Origin of the sequence: Paenibacillus sp. FSL F4-0236 (genome assembly GCF_038000135.1) — a bacterium.
Taxonomy (GTDB): domain Bacteria; phylum Bacillota; class Bacilli; order Paenibacillales; family Paenibacillaceae; genus Paenibacillus_AQ.
Genome location: NZ_JBBOBK010000001.1, coordinates 4,936,807 through 4,957,094 on the forward strand (window position 1 = coordinate 4,936,807; position 20,288 = coordinate 4,957,094).

At 41.0% G+C, this 20,288-nt stretch carries 17 protein-coding genes; 3 read left to right on the forward strand and 14 right to left on the reverse strand.

Translation table 11 applies throughout. The features are described from left to right. The first annotated feature begins 61 nt into the window (after nt 1–61). On the forward strand, nt 62–934 hold the full coding sequence (locus tag NSQ29_RS22220; protein ID WP_341126102.1) for an alpha/beta hydrolase: 873 nt from the start codon (nt 62–64) through the stop codon (nt 932–934). A 65-nt stretch (nt 935–999) separates the two neighbouring features. Here the strand turns inward: NSQ29_RS22220 and NSQ29_RS22225 are convergent, their stop codons facing one another. The 7 genes from NSQ29_RS22225 to NSQ29_RS22255 form a co-directional block, all read right to left on the reverse strand. After that, complete coding sequence (locus tag NSQ29_RS22225; RefSeq protein ID WP_042124600.1) at nt 1,000–1,452, reverse strand: nucleoside deaminase; 453 nt, start codon at nt 1,450–1,452, stop codon at nt 1,000–1,002. 15 nt (nt 1,453–1,467) lie between these two features. Next, nucleotides 1,468–2,922: a cytosine permease gene (locus NSQ29_RS22230; protein WP_341126103.1), complete on the reverse strand. Its 1,455-nt coding sequence runs from the start codon at nt 2,920–2,922 to the stop codon at nt 1,468–1,470. Nucleotides 2,923–2,945: 23 nt separating this feature from the next. Further along, complete coding sequence (arcC, locus tag NSQ29_RS22235; RefSeq protein WP_341126104.1) at nt 2,946–3,896, reverse strand: carbamate kinase; 951 nt, start codon at nt 3,894–3,896, stop codon at nt 2,946–2,948. Nucleotides 3,897–3,927: 31 nt separating this feature from the next. Further along, nucleotides 3,928–5,073 (reverse strand): ankyrin repeat domain-containing protein, encoded by a 1,146-nt coding sequence (locus tag NSQ29_RS22240; protein ID WP_218641856.1) that lies wholly within the window; start codon nt 5,071–5,073, stop codon nt 3,928–3,930. A gap of 100 nt (nt 5,074–5,173) precedes the next feature. Then, nucleotides 5,174–6,601: a YlbE family protein gene (locus tag NSQ29_RS22245; RefSeq protein ID WP_341126105.1), complete on the reverse strand. Its 1,428-nt coding sequence runs from the start codon at nt 6,599–6,601 to the stop codon at nt 5,174–5,176. A gap of 2 nt (nt 6,602–6,603) precedes the next feature. Beyond that, nucleotides 6,604–8,151 carry an acyl-CoA synthetase FdrA gene (gene fdrA, locus NSQ29_RS22250; protein WP_341126106.1) on the reverse strand — a complete coding sequence of 516 codons (1,548 nt, stop codon included), beginning with the start codon at nt 8,149–8,151 and terminating at the stop codon, nt 6,604–6,606. 15 nt (nt 8,152–8,166) lie between these two features. Further along, nucleotides 8,167–9,033, reverse strand: a complete 867-nt coding sequence (locus tag NSQ29_RS22255; RefSeq protein ID WP_341126107.1) for a DUF2877 domain-containing protein — start codon at nt 9,031–9,033, stop codon at nt 8,167–8,169. Between the two features lie 286 nt (nt 9,034–9,319). Here NSQ29_RS22255 and NSQ29_RS22260 point away from each other — a divergent pair, with 286 nt between their 5' ends. Then, nucleotides 9,320–10,993 carry a PucR family transcriptional regulator gene (locus tag NSQ29_RS22260; RefSeq protein ID WP_341126108.1) on the forward strand — a complete coding sequence of 558 codons (1,674 nt, stop codon included), beginning with the start codon at nt 9,320–9,322 and terminating at the stop codon, nt 10,991–10,993. Between the two features lie 62 nt (nt 10,994–11,055). Here NSQ29_RS22260 and NSQ29_RS22265 read toward each other — a convergent pair whose 3' ends face one another. The 3 genes from NSQ29_RS22265 to deoC form a co-directional block, all read right to left on the reverse strand. Beyond that, nucleotides 11,056–12,255 (reverse strand): CynX/NimT family MFS transporter, encoded by a 1,200-nt coding sequence (locus NSQ29_RS22265; protein ID WP_341126109.1) that lies wholly within the window; start codon nt 12,253–12,255, stop codon nt 11,056–11,058. Nucleotides 12,256–12,392: 137 nt separating this feature from the next. Further along, nucleotides 12,393–13,169, reverse strand: coding sequence for a DeoR/GlpR family DNA-binding transcription regulator (locus tag NSQ29_RS22270; RefSeq protein WP_042185310.1), 777 nt, complete (start codon nt 13,167–13,169; stop codon nt 12,393–12,395). Between the two features lie 55 nt (nt 13,170–13,224). After that, the gene (deoC, locus tag NSQ29_RS22275) at nt 13,225–13,890 is read right to left on the reverse strand and encodes a deoxyribose-phosphate aldolase (RefSeq protein WP_341126110.1); all 666 of its coding nucleotides are present in this window, start codon (nt 13,888–13,890) and stop codon (nt 13,225–13,227) included. A 461-nt stretch (nt 13,891–14,351) separates the two neighbouring features. Here deoC and NSQ29_RS22280 point away from each other — a divergent pair, with 461 nt between their 5' ends. Then, nucleotides 14,352–14,843: a hypothetical protein gene (locus NSQ29_RS22280; protein ID WP_341126111.1), complete on the forward strand. Its 492-nt coding sequence runs from the start codon at nt 14,352–14,354 to the stop codon at nt 14,841–14,843. A 122-nt stretch (nt 14,844–14,965) separates the two neighbouring features. Here the strand turns inward: NSQ29_RS22280 and NSQ29_RS22285 are convergent, their stop codons facing one another. The 4 genes from NSQ29_RS22285 to NSQ29_RS22300 form a co-directional block, all read right to left on the reverse strand. After that, nucleotides 14,966–16,174: an MFS transporter gene (locus NSQ29_RS22285; protein WP_042185304.1), complete on the reverse strand. Its 1,209-nt coding sequence runs from the start codon at nt 16,172–16,174 to the stop codon at nt 14,966–14,968. A gap of 188 nt (nt 16,175–16,362) precedes the next feature. Then, nucleotides 16,363–17,913: a hydantoinase/oxoprolinase family protein gene (locus NSQ29_RS22290; RefSeq protein ID WP_341126112.1), complete on the reverse strand. Its 1,551-nt coding sequence runs from the start codon at nt 17,911–17,913 to the stop codon at nt 16,363–16,365. Beyond that, nucleotides 17,906–19,009 (reverse strand): DUF917 domain-containing protein, encoded by a 1,104-nt coding sequence (locus tag NSQ29_RS22295; RefSeq protein ID WP_341126113.1) that lies wholly within the window; start codon nt 19,007–19,009, stop codon nt 17,906–17,908. The genes NSQ29_RS22290 and NSQ29_RS22295 overlap by 8 nt, the downstream gene beginning before the upstream one ends. Further along, nucleotides 19,006–20,274 (reverse strand): cytosine permease, encoded by a 1,269-nt coding sequence (locus tag NSQ29_RS22300; protein ID WP_341061251.1) that lies wholly within the window; start codon nt 20,272–20,274, stop codon nt 19,006–19,008. The genes NSQ29_RS22295 and NSQ29_RS22300 overlap by 4 nt, the downstream gene beginning before the upstream one ends. Nucleotides 20,275–20,288 lie beyond the last annotated feature (14 nt).

The window sequence follows — 20,288 nt, forward strand, 5'->3', positions numbered from 1 at the left end:
TACAATAGAGGTAGTGCTAGTCTTTAAAAATTACTTACTTGATGAGGTGTAATGGATAGCTATGAAGAAGACTATTATTTTTAAAGAAAATGATCAATTTACAATTAAAGCTGATTTTTATGAAACAAACCGTCCCCAAGCCCCTGCTATTGTGTACATTCACGGAGGCGGCCTACTTTGGGGTGATCGAGAAGATCTATCCGAGGAAATGATACAACTTTACACTAATAATGGCTTTGCGCTATTTTCGATTGACTATAGATTAGCCCCTAGGTCAACCCTATCTGACATCCTTGAAGATGTCCAAGATGGCCTTCTATGGTTAGTGAATGAAGGACCAAAACAATTCTCCATTGACCCCTCGAGGATCGCTGTAGTGGGAAGCTCAGCAGGTGGTTTCCTTGCACTAAGCACAGGAATGTTTACCCATAAGCCACGTGCGATTGTCTCCTTCTATGGATATGGCGATATTAGCGCTCCATGGGCACTCGAACCAAGTAAATTCTATTGTGAAAAGGATATCGTCTCCATGGAGATTGCAAAAGGTACAGTGTCCGATCAAATCATTACGAGCGCAAGCGTTGACGAGCGTTTTCTTCTCTATTTATATGCAAGACAATCCGGTCGTTGGATCGAAGAAGTGACGGGCTTGAATCCTTCTCTACATAAGGAAGAAATCCTCAAATTCTGTCCTATTCATCATGTAACTAAGGAATTCCCCCCTACATTGTTACTGCACGGAACGAACGATGTAGATGTGCCGTATGAACAATCGGTATTCATGAGAGCTGCGCTAGTGAAAGAAGGAGTACCGGCAAAGCTTATTACTATTCCAAACGGAGAGCATGTATTTGAAAAAGATTTCGATAACCCTGTTGTGCAAAAAGCTCTTCATCAGGTGATTGATTTCCTTCAGCTTCATCTTGCTGAGTAGGTCTGTAGAAGAACAGGAAAATCCGGCACTAAAATAGTGCCGGAAAATATAGGAGACCGTATGAATTATTTCTTGTTTAATTCGTGGAAATGCGTCCATAAATGATCGCAATCTTCTCTAGCTTCCACTTTAATCATATTAACAACACTCTCATCATGACCCACAAAATATTCGCGAAGGTGAATGTCAGAGAAGCCGTGCTCTTTCGCATCATCTCTTGTGCTGCAATAATGAACTTCTTTAACACCTGACCAAATAATAGCGCCCATACACATCGGACACGGTTCACATGTGGCATAAATTACACAATCCGATAAGTCCATCGTGTCTAGCTTTTTGCAAGCTTCTCGGATAGCTACCATTTCCGCATGTGCGGAAGGATCCGTGTCTCTCATCATTGTATTGCTAACCGCTGCAATCACCTCATCGCCTCGGACAATCGTTGCACCAAACGGGCCTCCAAATTTCTTGTTCATACCCTCGATCGTTGCATCTACGGCCAATTTCATGTAATCCATTTCAAAATTCCTCCTCTAGTTTAATTGGGATGATTTTAGTGTTTTGCTAAAGATGGTGTATAGAACAAAAGAAACAATTAAGCCACTAAAGAAAGCAAAATCATTCATCCTAACTAGGAAGGGGATACCCTTAAGAAATGCACCTGACATAGGAAGGATGAAGCTGACTGCTAGAACAGCCATCGCAACAGGATTGTAACCATTCTTATATTCACCATTGCTGCCTGCTGGGACATAGATATTATCAAGATTTAATACTCTTTTCCGATGAATAAAGAAGCTTGAAAGCATAATGCCCGCAATTGGACCAAAGATGGACCCAATAAAGCTATAGAAGTAGAATAAGGTCGTTGTACTTTCTACAAGCTTCCATGGCAAAATCAAAGTTCCAACAACGGCTGTTAAGACACCTGCAGTCTTTACAGTGAATTTTTTCGGGAAAAGAGATGACATTTGCAAGCCAGCTGGCAATAGGTTTGCAAACACTACGAAGGCGATTGCTCCTACGTTTAGCGCTAGAATCAATACAACAACAGCGAAAGTGTTTTCAATTTTATCAATGGCATGAACGATATTGAAAATCGGTTCACCAAACGCAATTTCTGTACCCGTGATTAAGGCCACACAAGTGATAGCAAAAAGAATATAAGACAAGATAAACCCTACTGGCAATCCAATCATAGCCGCTTTTGGTGATTTCGCACGATGTGTGAAGTCCGACATATTCACAACAGGACCCGCCCAGTTAGATACCAATGCACTCACGCAAGCAATAAAGACTAATGGACTTGAGCTTGGGTTCGCTGGTACATACTCTAAAATCGGACCAAACCCTCCAGCAATCTTGATCGCCCAAACAGCAGCACCAATAATAAACACATACACTACTGGGGAAGACCAGTTACCGAACTTACCTAATGTTTTCATTCCACCTAAGAACAACAGAACCGTTGCTGTCCAAAGAATCGCATAGGAGATCATTGTCGGGAATGCTAACCCGAATAGTGTGAAGCCACCGCCTAAATCCATATAATTCGGAATAAATCTAGCAAATATAACATTTAATGATTCTGCACCAACAACGGTAGTGGTTCCAAAGAATACTAATCCGGCAACAAGTCCTCGTATTAATGCAGGTATAATGGCTCCTTTTACCCCAAATGAATCACGAAGCAACATCGCGAATGGCAGCCCATATTTGGAGGCAGAATATCCGTTTAAAGCATAAAATGCGGAGACAATAATGGCCGAAAGCATAACGGCAAAGAGCACCTGTGTTGTATCCAATCCTAAGACGAAGAAGCCTGCAACTGTCATATACGACATAATATTATGAACAGCACCCATCCAAAGGGTTATATAGTTGGACATTCCCCAGTCTCTTTGCTCAGGCTTTTTAGGCAGTAACTCCTCACCGTAACCGTATGATTTGTACCTATCATAATTTCGTTCCAACTTTGCTTGATCCATATCTACACTTCCCCTCGCTTAAATTACTTCACGATATGAGTGCCTGCTTGTTCATTCATCGCATCCTTCAAGCTTTCCGGATTCGTAATAATAACTCGCGTTCCACTTTTCTCTAAGAAGCTTAAACTCGCCTCGATTTTAGGCAGCATACTTCCTGCTGGGAAGTGATTTTCTAGCACATATTGTTTGGTCTCATCAACCGTCATTTTGGATAGCTCCTGTTGATTCGGCTTACCATAGTTGATGCATACTCTAGACACTCCCGTTGTAATAATTAAGGTCTCCGCATGAATTTGTTCTGCTAAAAGACTCGTTGCAAAATCCTTATCGATGACTGCATCAACACCTTTGTACGTGTTATCATCAGACTTCACGACTGCGATACCTCCACCGCCTGCAGCGACAACGACAAAGCCCCCGTTGATTAATGACTTAATCGCGTCTTTCTCCACAATATCTATAGGTCTTGGGGATGGAACTACTCTACGGTATCCTCTGCCAGAGTCTTCTACAAAGCTCCATTCCGGATGTTCTTTTTTCATTTCTTCCGCTTGCTCTTTGGAAAAGAAGGATCCTACTGGTTTCGTTGGATTCTTGAAATTAGGGTCTTCTGAGCTTACTTCGACTTGTGTAATCACCGTAGCTACATTCTTGTGGATCCCTCTAACTGCAAATTCATTAATTAAAGCTTGTTGAATTAAATAACCGATTCCACCTTGTGTATCGGCTCCACAATTCACTAGTGGAACAGGAGACATGCCGGCAATTTCATGTGCAATCTCAGATCTTCTTAGTCCAAACCCTACCTGTGGTCCGTTACCATGAGTAACGACGACATTGTAGCCTTCTTGCACCATATCAACAATATTGACGACAACTTCTTTTACTGCTTCAGATTGGTCATGAATCGAATCCAGCCCATTTTCCTTGACCAATGAGTTCCCGCCAATAGCAACGATTACAGTCTCTTTCATCTGATGCCTCCTATGTTGCAATTTTTATGCGCTAACCGAGTAACTCAAGAGATTGCTTTTTGTGTGAGTGGTATAACGGATTCGTTGGATCATTCTTAATTGCGTTCTCGATAGCCTCAATGGCCTCTTTATGCTTACCAAGCGATCTTAGACTGTTCGCCTTATGAAAGGAGAAGTCATATCTATTCGGCTGAAGCGCTAGCAGCTTATCCATCTCGATAACTGCTTCTTGGTGTCGCCCAAGTTCTCTTAAATAATTGGATTTGTGGTAGCGATAGAACGTTTCATTAGGTGCCAGCTCACAGGCTTTATCATATTCCTGAAGAGCCTCCTCCGGTTTTTTCCACAGTCTCAAACAATTCGCTGTGTAGAAATAAAATTCTAAATTAGCAGAATCCATAGATAAAACGCTTTCATAGCATTGAAGTGCCTCTTCGTATCTCTTTAATTCCTGCAAGAAATAACCTTTATAATAGATGAAATCCAGGTTGTCAGCATCCACTTCTAGCGCTCTATTGATGATGGATATAGCTTCTTCATATTGATCGTTGTTAGCGAGAGCCTTTGCCTGCTTCACATATTCGTTATTTTCTTGGAAGCTTTGTTCTAGAATCTTCACGACTTTATGCTGACCGTTCTCTTCGGCACGTTGTAGGGATGAGAGCCCATCTCGATCAGGCAAATGCACATCTGCCCCTGCATGAACAAGCGCTTCAATAATGTCAGAATATAGTCGTCCGCCATTCCCCAATATGACTGCTTCAAGTAGGGCTGACCAGCCTAAGTCGTTGACATGATTCACTGGAACCCCAGCATCAATACACACTTCTACTGTTTTTAAATAGCCCTTTTCGCTCGATGGTAACAGCGCTGTTCCACCAAATCGATTCACGCTCTTCAAATCAGCTCCACCAGCAATCATGAGACGCAGGATTTCATAAAAGCCATTTGCTGCTGAGCAAATAAACGGTGAGAGTTGTGTAATATCTCTAGTGTTCACGTCACTTCCTGCTTCTATTAACCTTTTAGCAATCGCGATTTGATTGTTTTGAGTTGCCGCCATTAACGCTGTTCGCCCTGCAGCATCTTTATATTCAACACTGGCACCTTCGCCTAATAGTTTCTCAACAGAAGCCAGTTCTCCCTGTTCACTCGCCTCAATAAGTTTTGTATTCAAGGATAGACTATCCAAAATTGTTCACTCCTTCACAGCCTAGCACAAAGATGTTCGTCTAGTTCGAAATAAGAATGGTGGGCTAAGCAAGTTAGCCCTCTTCTTATTTAATATTTTCACTTAATGCAAGTAATGCTTGTTCAAATGCTTCAATTGGAGGGTTAACGATACCTGCACCAATCATTCCAATCCCCGCATCTTTATGTGCAATGGCTGTATTAATAATCGGCATAATTCCTGTTTGGATGACTTTTTGAATATCAATACCTGTTGGAATCCCTATAAAGTCAAGCATTGGAATCGTCACGTTAGGATTTTCAGTGGTTGTGATTTCCGCCATTTTTGTGGTGTAGCTGATTGCATCATCAACGGTACCCCCCACAAGCGAAACAATAGCCGGTGCAGTTGCCATAGCAAATCCGCCAATTCCATAGGTCTCCGTAATTGCACTGTCGCCAATATCAAGACCAGAATCCTCAGGTTTGTATCCAGCAAACATAGGACCAATTACTTGTTGTGCAGGACCTGTAAACCATACGTTTCCAACTATTCCACTCACGCGAATACCGAATTCCACTCCGTTACGTGCCATTGTGGTAACAATCGTACTATTCTCAATGCCATGCGCAGCATCAAGGGCACATTTACAAAGCGCCATCCATGTCGGACCCGAGAAATAGTCGCTGCTGCTAACGAATTCAAACACTTCTTTTTTCTGTTCAACCGTGAAATCGGTTTGGATAATATAAGGCGTTAGTGCTTGAATGAGCAGGGTTGTTCCAGCTACATTTCGGTTATGACACTCGTCCCCCATATGAAGGGCTTGTGAGAGCATTAGGCGCAAGTCAATCCCATTTGGATTAAGTTTCATCGCATCTCTTAAAATAGGACCCAATACATCTCGCATCCAAATCAAACGCTGGATAACACTCTCGTCATTGGCACCCATACGAAGGATTTTGGACATTTGTTCACTTAAATTTGTATAGGCAATATTTCCATAAGTTTTATTCTCAACAATATGCATAAACATGGAAGCCGATGTTACACCAGCCATGGAACCAACACAGTTATGTTCATGACATGGCGAGAAAATAATCTCTCCGGACGCGGCTAGTACAGCTGCTGCTTCAATATTGGGGGCAAGTCCTTCAAATACAATAGCCCCTGTTACCGCACCTTTCATCGGACCATTCATTCGTTCCCAAGTGATTGGCGGGCCAGCATGTAAAATCGTATTTTTCGTCATACCAGGAACCACATTGATCGCTTGGTCAAAGCCAATCAGTACCGGTTGCGAGTTAATAATTCGCTCAACAGCCTCTTTGTTAGCAGCTTCAATCTTATCTGTAACACTTGGGTCTTCAAGCTTATCCAGCGCAGCGATTAATTCTGGATTCCCTCTGCCTGGCGGCGTCCACTCCAAGTGAGTTACATTCGCGTTTTGTTTTAACAAATCATCTCTAAAGTTCGCAATGCCTACATTTATGACATTTAGTTTATTCGTAAAAAGTTCATTGATTTTACTCATGACTATTCTCCTTTCACAACGAATTCTCTTGCTAGTAGACCTGCGTTCTGACTGCTGCTTGCATGTGTAGCACCAGAAGCTAACAATTTATTAATTTGACCTTCAATATTTTGACTATCTAGCTCAGTTCCAAGAATGTATCCAATAATCTCTAGATGTCTTCCTTCATCTTCAGTGGCTTGCTTCGCTTCGATAATCGCTGGAAGCATTGCGCCCACAGGATCTTCGTGCGCTCCGAAGCCTAGAACAAAGTCCATCACAATAACACCGACAGAAGGATCTTTTGCTTCTTGAATAAATCTTTCAATCCGAGTGGATGGATCTATCATTGGATGTGGTTTACCTTGTGTAAATTGGTCGTCTCCGAAGTCAATAAAGGTATGATCTTGGCTTACTCTAACATCTTTTAAGCGATATTCAGGATCTCTCTGAATGTTACTGTAGACATTATCGAATTTCTCCATAGCAATGTGCATCGCTTCATCACAGAGCGTACCGCCACTGAATAGTCCACGGATATATTTTTGCTGAGGATTTAACTTCGCACGCACTTCTTCAATAAGCGGAAGATTTAACGCACGTTTGTTAAGCTTCGATTCGTCTGCTCCAGCTAAAAGTACCGCTTTAAGTGCCGCTTCTTTTGACATTTTTGCAAAATGACCGCCTGCTTGGGTGACCTTTTCTTCATTCCCACCCACAAACCAAACCACGACTGGTTTCTTACATTGTTTAATTTGTGCAAGTACTTTCTCTTCTACACTTGGTGCTGGTGGTTTAGATACGAGAACAATAACCTTTGTTGCATCGTCCTCTTCTAACGCTTTAATTCCGGCCAGCATCATAATGCCGCCAACCTCTTCACTTAGATCTCTACCGCCTGTACCTATCAACTGTGTGATTCCACCGCCAAATTCATGTATACGAACCGTTACCTCTTGGCTACCTGTTCCTGATGCGCCAACGATCCCGATATTTCCTTTTCTCACGGCATTTGCAAAGCACAATGCGACATTACCAATAATCGCAGTCCCACAGTCTGGCCCCATCATTAACAAGCCTTTTTCTTGTGCTAAAGTCTTTAATTGAATTTCATCTTCAATGCTTACATTGTCGCTAAATAACATGACGTGAAGATTATTTTCTAGAGCTTTTCTTGCTTCTCTAGGAGCGTAGCTCCCATTTACAGCAATAATCGCTAAGTTAGCTTCTGGATTACCGTTTACTGCCGAGGAAATTGTTGAGTATTTAACCTCACTTTTTCCTTTAGATGTATCTTTCTTTTTCGTTAATAATTCATTGATGCTTTCGAAAGCGCCCTCACAAAGCTCTTCAGATGCTGCCTTCACAATAATCACTAAGTCACTTGTTTTCGCACTTTCCACCTCTGGTGTCATCAATCCAACATTTCTAATGACCTCTTTATTCATTTCAGTACCCATTGCAATAATGGCTTGTTCTACGATTTCGATCTGATTCGCTTTTGTTGAAAGTGACATCAAAGATACGGAATCGATATACGTGTTTGGTTTTACTAAAACTTGAACAGTCATACTTTTACCTCCCATTTACATGTTCATTTCCAGCCCTGCAACAATTCCTAGAGCTATATCAGTACCCGAAGTGGACCCTATAGCCAGTACCCTATCTAAAGCCAATAGCAATTCCTCTTCGCTACCTCTAAATAAAGCTTCCATTAAGTCACTTATAGACTCTCTTACCTGGCCACCTGCTGCTTTAGCTAATGCCATATAGCTGATATCATTGGTTAAAGCCTTCGCATGTAAGACGACTTCTTCACAAAACGATTGGTGTGAAAAGTATTGATGATTCTCGATGCCCATGACGGTAAACAATCCCACCAAGAAATCATCACCGGCTGGCGTTAAGCCTGGTCCAAGGCCTATGAGCGAAGTTGCATGTGTGATTGCAGTAGAGATTCGCTTGTTTTGCAATTCCGATACAAGTAACTGCGTCCGTTCATGAAGCATTCTAGACATTTCATCGTCAAAAGGATTGCTGCTCTTGAAAGCCCTTTCAATTCTGCTGTTATTTCCGTGAAGTTTGATATATTGCTTCATGGTGGATACATTCATTATTAAGACATCAGCTTCTGAAGGATATTTAGGCAGTTTACAATTCCATTTCTTAACACCATTCATTGTGATAGACATCTTATTAGCAATTGATAAAACGGAATGATCTGAACTTACAATGTCATTCACCCTGATATCTGCTTCTTCAAAGTGTTCTAAGTCAATAATAAGTGTATTAGGAGCGTTATCGATTCCCTTACACGCAATAGTATACAAATCTCCACGATCCAAACATTGAATATTGATTGTGCGATTAAACGTGCTATGAACAAAACCATGAAACTTATGATGAATGATTCGTTGAATAAATTCTGCATCACCGGATTTCGCAAACCTCACTAGAGTCACCTCTGTTTTAATTCCTTATATTTTAAAAAAAGGTGATTGACCTCCTTTTCACTTCAACAGATGGATGAATGCATTGAATAATATGATTTGGTTACATCATACAAAGGTAACGACGAGCGTAACTACCTTACGCACTTAATATATAATATACTGGTAGGGATCGTCATCGTTTAAGCGAACCAAAAAGAGTGCATCCTATTTGTGCATGTTATACAAGCGAATGTGTTAAAAGTGTGTCTAAGGAGCGTGCCAAAAATTGCTAACTGTTAAAGACTTAATGAAGATCAAGGCTATAGAGGGAATAAAAATTGTTGCTGGAGAACAAGGCATTGATAAATCCATATCCATCGTTAACATTATTGAGAATCCTGACGCCTTTGACTGGCTTTCACCTAACGAACTACTCTTATCAACAGGCTACATCTTTAAAAATAATGCAGAACTACAAAATCGAATTATTAAGGAACTTGCGGAGCTGAACTGTTCAGGATTGGTTGTAAAAATGAAACGGTACTTTGACAAGCTTCCTCAGAACATGATTGATGAAGCCAATAAGTATGGGTTGCCCCTTTTAGAACTGCCCTTTGAATACACACTCTCTAACATGATCTCGATCATTAATGAGAAGGTTTCCGGAAGATATGATTTGCTCAATAGAAAGACTTTAGATATACATAACTTGTTCTTCAAAATCACCCTCGAAGGCGGTGGTATTGCCAAAATAACTTCCATGTTATCCGAAACGATTAGTAATCCTATTATTGTCGTAGACAAGGATTGGCGATTATTGCATCACACTGAACATGCTAAGAACAACAGTCCTCTTGAGTATTATCTTGATTTTTCAAATCGACAGCCTGTTTTTAATAAAGCGTTCATCAATACTATTCCTACCAATCTAAATGAAATGAAAAAGTCTATTAAGAGGACCTATCATTCAGAAGGTGCAGAAATAAAATGTCGAGTGATTCCTGTCGCTGCTTCTAACTATATTTATGGCTATATTGTGATTTGGCAGACAGTGCAAGAGCTATCAGAATTTGATTACATTATTTTGCAGCAAGCCTCCACCATCATGGCACTCGAGCTGATCAAAGCAAAGGAAATTAGCGAACTTGAAATAAGAATTAAGCAGGACTCCATTGATGATTTACTTTCGGGGAAAATATCATCCCATGAAGCGCTGCAAACCTTATGTTATTTACATGGATTAAATCCGAGCTATATGTATTACAGTATGGTGATAAATATTGAAATGAATGAAGCAGACAAGTTTGAAGATATGATTATCGGAAAGTACAAAATGGAGTCTATTGCAAAAAAATGTGTGGACATCATTTATGACTTGTCGCATAAAGCGATTGGAGAAATAAAGTGCTTTTATAGAAATAATAGAGTCATCATTCTAGTAGGGCAAAATGAAGAAAGACCTCCTGTTGCGATTAGTGATGCCAAGTTATATGCAAATGAACTGCTTGAGGTACTTATTGAAAGAACGAAGGAAACACTCTTAATAGGCATTGGTCAGCAATACAGTACAATCAGCTCGCTGCATAATAGCTTTTCTGAGGCGAACGAAATGATTAAATTGATGCAACAAAAAAACCTTCAAAACAAGGTCTCACATTTCGAAGATTATTCGGTTTACCATCTGTTGGAAGCAAATATCAAAGTCGTTGCCTTAGAAGAATTTTTTCGGAAGTGTCTAGGTAAAATCTATGATCATGATCAATTACATGGTACAAGCTACATGTTAACTTTAGAAAATTACTTTATTAACAATCTGAATGTCACCGAAACTTCAAAGGCTATGTTTTTACACAGAAACACACTTATCTATCGCATTGAGAAAATAAAGGAAATCCTAAATCTGGACTTAAAGCATTCAGAAGAATTACTACGAATTCAAATAGCGCTAAAGATATTTAGTATTTTAAATAAAACGATTTAAAAAAACTCCCCATACAGCAGCAGGGTTCATTATTACACCTGTCTACTACATGGGGAGTCTTTTTATACATACTTATCTCGGCCAGACAACATTCCAAACGTTGTAACTACTCCAGAGATAACGATCAGTGTGATCAGTGGAATCGTCCACACTTGGGTCATATCGTATAAATAACCGATCAATATAGGTCCTATGGCTGCAAGCATATATCCCGTGGATTGAGCCATTCCAGATAATTCTGCAGCTTGATTTCCGTTTCGGGCACGAATTCCGATATAACTTAGCGCCAATGGGAAATTCCCTCCCAAAGCGATACCAATTAAGATAATACTTAGGATCATTATGGGGTAAGATGAGCCCATCCATAGGCCACCATAACCAACAATGGAGCACATGCCTAATGCGAATGCAATCCATACTTGAGAGCGTAGTCGTCCTGCAAGAATAGGAACAAGAAAACTAACAGGTACGCCAACAATTTGTGTGAAGGATAATAACCAGCCTGCTGTACCCCTACTTATGCCATAGTTATATAAGATTTCAGGTAACCAAGACATCGTTATATAAAATAATGAAGACTGAAATCCCATGAATAGCGCTATTTTCCAAGCGAGTGGTGAACGCCAGATTTGCTTAGCACTGATCCTTACACTTTTTACTGCATTATCTTTGGCTGGATTTAATCTAATTAGAATGACCCATACCACGATCGCTATGATTGTCGGAATTCCCCATACGATTAAGGCTCCGTCCCACCCAAGCTTCAGACCATGGGCTAGAGGAATACTAATACCTGATGCTAACGATGCGAACAATCCCATTGAAGTGGAATAGATACTTGTCATTAGACCGAACTTTTGTGGGAATTTCTCCTTCACAACTACCGGCAATAGAACATTTCCGATGGCAATCCCTACTCCAATCAATAGCGTACCAACGAAAATAAAGAGTGTCATTGAAATGGAACGAATGCAAATTCCGACCAAAAGAATAACCAAACCTAACAATAGCGTCTTCTCGTTGGATAAACGAGCAGCGATTCTAGGAACGAGAGACGACATAACAGCGAAGGATATCAAAGGTATACTCATTAATAAACCTGCACTCCAATGTGCAAGCCCCACATCATCTTGAATAATACCCACTAATGGACCTACCGATGTAATCGCAGGGCGTAAATTAAAGGCTACCAGAACAATCCCCGAAATGAGTAAAATGATATATAACGAATTCTTGTTGTCTTGTGTCTGTGGTGAATGCAAAAACTAAATCTCCCCTCAACTAATCAAATGCCAAATGATCTTCAGAATGTAGCATTAGTTATAACATATAAGAAAGTAGTTTAAAAGTATAAAAACAAACAGCGCGCACCGATTGAGTACCGGCACGCGCTGAATTTCTAAGCTAGATAAAGAGAAATATTTAATTGTTTGATTTTCTCAATCCACTCTTCTGATAAACCTCTATCGGTTACAATCGCATCAAAATCATTTAACGAAGCAAAGTAAGTGGATTTAACCATATCAAACTTAGAGGAATCAATCACTAAAATTTTCTCAAGGGCACAATTAATTGCCGCATTCTTTGTGTCCACTTCACAACTGTTCGTGCAAGTAATGCCTAATTTAGCATTAACTCCAGCAGCAGAAATAAATGCTTTTGTTGTTCGTGTTCTACTTATTAAATCCAACCCTTCTCTGCTTTCAAACATTTGAAGTTCTGGACGGTAATGACCACCAATAAGAATAAAATCCTTAAATCCTTTTTTATGAATCTCAATTAATGCGTTCATAGTACAGCAAACAATTTCCACAGAATGATTTGACGGAATATGTTCGATGATTTGAGCGGTTGTTGTACCAATATCAATAAAAATAATATCGTTAGGCTCGATTAGTGAAGCTGCTAACTTACCTATATTATATTTTTCTGATGCTCGATTATTTTTTTGAGTTGTCAAATCATATTCATCTTGTTTATTCTCATTAGGGTCAGAACCATTATAAATAACCGCACCTGAAACAACTTGAACGATTTTATTTTCTTTTAGATATTTAATATCTCGGCGAACAGTCATTTCTGTGACATCAAGTTGATGTGAAAGTTCTTTGATGGATGCGCCACTTTTATTTTTTAGGATTGATACAATTGTATTTACTCTCTCTTGCTTATCCATACCGGTTCATCCTAACTACTAATAATAAAGTATAATTATCAGAATTATACCATATCTAATACCCCAATACTTCCTGCCCTTTTACAATTTTAACTATGGCACTAGTTCCTAAACGGTCTGCGCCCAAATCGATAAATGCTTTAGCATCATCCAAAGAGCGAATGCCTCCAGCTGCTTTAATCTTCACATTCTGACCTATGTTCTGTGCAAACAGGCTGACATCCTCTTTAGTTGCTCCAGCTTTTGAAAATCCAGTGGATGTTTTGATATAATCAGCACCAGCTTTTGTAACAAGCTCACATACTTTCACTTTTTCCTCTTGGGTGAGCAAACAGGTTTCAACAATAACCTTTAATACTCTACTTCCACATGCATTTTTAATGGCACGTATTTCGTCGCAAACTTCCTCATAACGTCCACTTTTTAAGAAGCCCACATTGATTACCATATCAATTTCCGATGCTCCATTTGTAATTGCATCTGTTGCTTCAAATACTTTAACGGCTTGTGCACTATAACCATTCGGAAATCCGATAACTGTACATATTGCTATTTTGCCCTCTACATAATTTGCAGCTTCTCTAACATAAGCACTTGGGATGCAAACACTGGCCGTCTGGTATTTCATCGCATCATCACATAAATTCTTTATATCATCCCATGTAGCAGTAACATCAAGGAGGGTATGATCTACTTTTCCTAATATATCTTTAACGTCCATTCTGTTCACTTCTCCCTTAATAATTAATTATAAAACGTTTAAAATGTTAATATTCTAACAATTGTTATTGCACTACATGTAACTAGTTTTTCCATAGCCATTGAAGGTGAAGAACCGAGCTCTGGGTGCGTGCAACTGCAACTAATAAGTGCTCCTAATATGTATCGGTATAAGTTGCAATTCCTCTGCTTCCGCTACAAATCAGGTTTTCCCCCAATAACTCACAGGAACAACTACTGTTCTGAATCACACTCCTCCTTCTAATAACTCCAGGATATTTCATTTGTTACATTACCAATATATATTGTTGCATTAATAACATATGTTTGAATTATAACACAATTATGAATATAGTCAATTATAGTAAAGTTGAAGCCCTTATTCGTGTCATACACCAATACATAGGCAGGAGCATAGACTTTAGGTATCTGTTAATTAGAGGTATCTAAGGAGGTTAATAAGTGGGATATTTTTACTTCAGAAATCCGTACTATGTGTGCCCAGGTCGTAGTTTCCCCCCATTCCAACCAATGACTCCAGGTGGCATGCAATCAGGCGGACCCATGCCCATATATTCTGGAAGCGGCACCCAACAACCAGGAATGCAGATGCATTCTAGTGGTGGCCCAGTATTTGCATATCTAACCATCACTGATATTCAACCTTTCCTCGGAAAATGGGGGATTTTCACCTTAAGTAGTGGTCAAAAGGTTGTAGCCTATGTCAATACAGTTAATGCTGATTCAATTAGTGTGCTATTTGCAGATGGCAAAAGTGCTGTCATTGACGTAAAAATGATATCCATGGCTGAAGGGCCGTTTCCCACAATGCCAGCTACTCCTGGTAGTGGATCTGGCGGGGGACCTGGTAGTGGTTCCGGTAGTGGCTCTGGTAGCGGCCCTGGTAACTGCACTTGGAAAGAAATCCCCGGCCTTGGTTGGATTTGCATATAATAACTCACGATCCGTCTATGGAATTTTTCCTTCCGACGGATTTTTTGTGTTGTTTTACTAGATTACTAGTTGATATACGAAAAGGCCGCCGGATTATTTCCGACAACCTCTATAACTTCTCTTCAGGTTAAGTTATGATGCTGAGCAATAACCCCTTCTTGAGTTTGCTGATCCAACTTATAACATATCAAAGCAATCACACATGCTGATATCGCCAGGATGGAAGCAGCTATAGGAAGGGAGATTAATCCTCCATGCTGGGCAACCACTCCACCAATTGCGGATCCTCCTGCGATTCCCAGGTTAGACGCTACTGGATTCAACGATGCAGCTAGGTCCTTCGATCTTGGTGAATACTGCTTGGCCAAATCTATCAAATAGAGCTGGGCTGGTGCGCTAACAATACTCGACATTACGGCTAGCATCATTAGTACGATCATTCCTAGAATCGAGATCGATGCGGTCAAACTAAAGATGATATAGACCACAGCTTGGATAAGAAATACGAATCTAAGCTTACTTACCGCATTTCCGGTTGCAACCTTGCCTCCAATCCAGTTGCTGACAATCGTGGCAATCCCGTATACAAACAGTACGCCACTAACCGAGCTCTTAGGAATATTCATCACTTGCTCCAGCAATGGTGTAATGTACGTGTACATCACAAACACCGCTCCCACTGCCGTAACTGGAATGAGAAACGCGAGAATAATGCGTCCATTCGTGAGCAGTTCGATCTGATCCTTAAGTGAGCTAGGTACAGGCTTCGGTAGTTTGCGTGGAATATAGGCATAATTTAGCGCGATGGCAATTCCGGCTAATACCCCATTTAGTACAAATGCTGCAGGCCAGTTGAAATACTGCCCTACAAAAGTGCCGATCGGTACACCAAATACATTCGCAACAGCGAAACCGCTCAAAATTGTAGCGATCGCTTTGCCTCTTTTCTCCGGGTCCACCGCTTCATTCGCTACCGTAATGGCTACAGAAAGAACAAAACCACATAGTACAGCAGTAACTATTCTAGTCACTAGCAGCATACTGTAGGTTCCAGTTATAGCACTCCACAAATTCAGCAGCAGAATCAATACAAGCGATACAAGAATCGTAATCCGTTTCGGGATACGGCTGAACAAAGACATCATAATGGGTGTGCCAATGGCATAAGCGATCGCGAAACCAGATACCAAGCCCCCGGCTGTCGCTAACGTTACTCCGAGGCTCGAGGATATTTCCGAGAGTAAACCAACGATAATATACTCCGTCGTACCCAGAATAAACGCCATAAAAGTAAACGAGAAAATCAATGCGTTCTGTCGTGATGTTGTCATGGTGCTCTCCATCCTATTTGTCTCTATTTTTATAAGAACATACCTACTCATAATACTCATTTAGACTATATTGAGCAATCCTATTTTTCATAAAAAAAGAAGCTTCACACAAGTTCAAAGAACTCATGAGAAGCTTCTAGTTTTACATCATGGAATTATTTTGCTTCAAAGAGCTGTTCAAAAGGTCTCTAACTCATTTTACCTACAACCTTAACTCTTAATCGGGTTGCATTTTCCGGATGATAGGCAAGTGGCGTCTCTTCAACCTCAACCAATTTAATCGTAGTAGGATCGGCTCCTGCCAATACCGCTTGTTTCACCGCTTTTTCCTCAGCATCCCTTAACGACTGCTCTCGCGGCTCTCGCGAATAAATATAAATTTGTTCATACTGTCCGCTAATTTGAGAAATCGATGCACCGATGGCATTGGCAACTCCACCGTTCTCTACTTTAATAATGCTGGCTACTCCGGGAATTCCATCTGGAATAATAACACTGCCCCCGCCTACGAGTACAATCTGTACATCTTCGGAAGAAGTTTTCATCTTATCAATCGCCTTGGCTATGATCGAAGAAATTACGGATAGGACTTGTTTGGAAAATTGTTCATCGATGTGACTTACTAAACTTTTATCTCCCACGTCAGCTAACCCAAGGCGAACCGCAATATCCGTCGTAGTCAAGGTGCTTCCACCAAATACGAGTGCTTCTTCTGTGATCTTATAGCCCACGCTATCCGGCCCAACTGTAATCTTGCCATTGTCTACGCGAACAATACTTCCGCCGCCAAGTCCTACAGAGATAATGTCTGGCATTCTAAAGTTCGTGCGAATATCTCCTACTTCCACTGCTACAGAAGACTCTCTTGGAAATCCATCCTGTAAGACACCTATATCCGATGTGGTGCCACCAACATCGAGTACCATCGTATTTTTAATGTTCGCTAAATAAGAAGCTCCCCGGATGCTATTTGTTGGTCCACAGGCAATCGTAAGGATCGGAAATTGCTTAGCATATTCAATCGACATAAGTGTACCGTCATTTTGGCATAAGTACACCTCAGCGCCTTGAATCCCTTCTGCTTCTAACGCATTTTCAAAACCTGTGCTAGTGGTCTCGATGACTTTGCATAAAGCCGCATTCAGTATGGTTGCATTCTCACGTTCAATCAGGCCAACAGACCCGATCAAGGAGGAGCAAGAAACCGGATAATTTGTCCCGTATGCTTCCCAGATTAAGTCTCGAACCTTGAGCTCCTGGTCATTTTTGATGGATGAGAACACACCAATGATCGCAATAGATTCTACTTTATTTCGCCATTCTACTAGAAGCTCTTTAATCTCCTCCTCATCAAGCTCACTGAGCAACTTACCATCATATTCATACCCACCATGAACTAATGCATAGTTTCCTGATAGTTTTTCCACCATGTCTTTAGGCCAAGCCGTATATGGCAGAACAGAAGCGGTAGCAGGGAATCCTAACCGAATCACACCAACTTTGGCTAATTTCTTCCGTTCCACAATGGCATTAGTACACTGCGTTGTCCCAAGCATTGCATGTGTGATTTTCGTTTTATCAATGCTCGCTTCCTTCAATATATTACGCAGTGACGTCTCAATCCCCGTTTTTATATCCAGTGTCGTTGGGGATTTAACGCTATGAATTAATCTGCTTTGCTCGTCCAAAATAATAGCATCGGTATTCGTGCCACCTACATCTATTCCAATTCTAAACATGTTTAGCCACCGCCTTACTTACCAATTCTTCAATAGGAGCATAATCGTAATCATACCCAAAGTATCTCGGTCCTACCGTTTCGATTCCTTTTTCCGTTCTCCATTTGGGATGTGACGGCAAGCCAATGACGCGTACGCGTTTTCCATATTTCAAGCTTTCTGTTGTAACAGGCAATAAAGTTTCATAATCGACTAGGCATATTAAATCCGGTGTCATGGCTATAACCTGACCATTTTTCTCGGCAAGCAGATTCTCATTTTGGAAATAAACTTTCATTTGCTCATCTTTATTTCCATCAATGCCTTCTAGGATCATTTCCCCTAAATTAAAGCCACCCTTGGTTTCCCGGATGACATCTGTAATTTTCCCTTGGAACAGCTCGTGACCGGATGTCAGGTTTAGAAGCTCTTCAAGCTTCACTTTTGCATCTCTGTTGTTTGAAGAAATGATCTCTCCAATCTGCTCAGATAGCGTCACGATGTTATGGACACCGCTGTTCTTGATTTGAGCCCCCGTCGTTGGATACAGACTTACCAAAGCACTAGCTCCCATCTCCACAGTAGCTGTACGGGCTAACCGTTCGGTCCATTTATTATCGATCGTCTCAAAAATACCAATGTTCCCTTTTTCATCCGAAATTGCGAGCGGCGCAGCTGAAATGCCATCCAGGTTAAACGTCACCATCTGCAATTCAGGAAATGCCCTCCCCATCCCATCGCAATCAATAAGCGGTAAATTCAGCTGTGCTGCAACGACGATCGGAATCATCGAATTGACTCCGCCTGCTTCCATCGGAAACGTGCCTGTAATTTTTTCTCTGCCCAAATATTTGGCCAGCATCTGAAACACCTTAACAAACTCATCGCCTTTCGGAAATTTCTCCACTAATACAGAAGGCGCACCCATCATGGCGGAAGGAATGAAAAAATCTTCATCCTCGATTTCATCCACAGAGTAAAGTCTTACAGGTCCGTACTTTTCAATAGCCGAAAGAGCCATGAGTTTACCGATGTAAGGATCTCCTCCTCCACCTGTGCCTAAAAATGCAGCGCCTACGGCAATATGTTCAATCGATTGTTTATCTAAATATCTCATTTATTTCCCTCCAGTATGACAGTTTTTGAGGTAGCAAATCGGTAGCAGACAATGTATAAGACAAATGAAATGACGATACCGAGTAATGGCTGATTTGATAATTGAGGTAAGCTTGGGAAAAAGGACAGCACAACGGGCATACAAGCAATAATGGATCCGATCAGCCAAGAAAATACCCCTAGACGATTAACGCCCTCTGTTTCCTTCCAACGGTTCTTATCGCCTTTATTCATGATCCAATAGGATGCAATCATAACCCCTGCTACCGGCGGAACCATAGCTGACAAGATCGACATCACTGGCGTGAAGTAATTCAAGATACCGATCACGGCGAGTACAGTCCCGATGAGTCCAGCAATCCCTACTGCCCATTTCTCTTTTTCTTTGGAAATATGCAATACATTGGTAAGCGCAAATCCACCCGAGATTGCGTTGACCATATTCGTTTTCCAAGCAGCCAGAATCAAAACAGTACCCCCAATAAAAGGCGTTGTAATATTTATAAAGACGGCCGCAATATCGCTAGTCTGGTAAGCAATCGATAAAATAGCACCCACACTAATCATCAGTACGCCAGAAGGAACAATTCCGATTAACGCTGCTTTTAATACGTCAGAACGTTTTCTTGAGAACTGAGAGTAGTCGCCTGCAATGACAGCCCCTAAGGCAAATGAGCCTATTGTTACAGCTAAGCCATCCATGAAATTCATATGCTTCTCAGGCTGGTAGCTCCAAATGTTCTGCACGGAATCCATAGTGAACACTTGAACTAAACCATATATGCAAATCACGATTAATAAAGGTACTGCAATATAACTAAGTACTCTCAGCACTTTCATTCCGTACATTGCTGAGATCACCATAACCAAACCGCTAATTAAAGAAGCAAGGGGAACTGGGACTATCACTCCATACTCCGCCAGCAGGTTCGCCAGTGCCGCCCCGCATACATTAGCCTGAATCCCGAACCAACCGAGGCAAGCAATAGCGAGAATAATGGATAAAATCGTTCGCGAGCCTTTTTTGCCAAAGACTTGGGCTGCGACTTGAACGGTTGTTTTCCCAAGATCCGTACTCTGAATCCCCTGAAGTATCATAAGGACAACGATAATGGCGTACCCTAAAAAAGCGATCAATAATGTCATAGGTAAGCTCATACCAGATATCAACGTATTCCCAACCAGGAGGCCAGGTATACTGATCACCGCTCCGGCCCATACCATCCCCAGAGTGAACCAAGACTGAGGTGCTCCGTCCTTTCTCATGTTAGTTCTCCTCC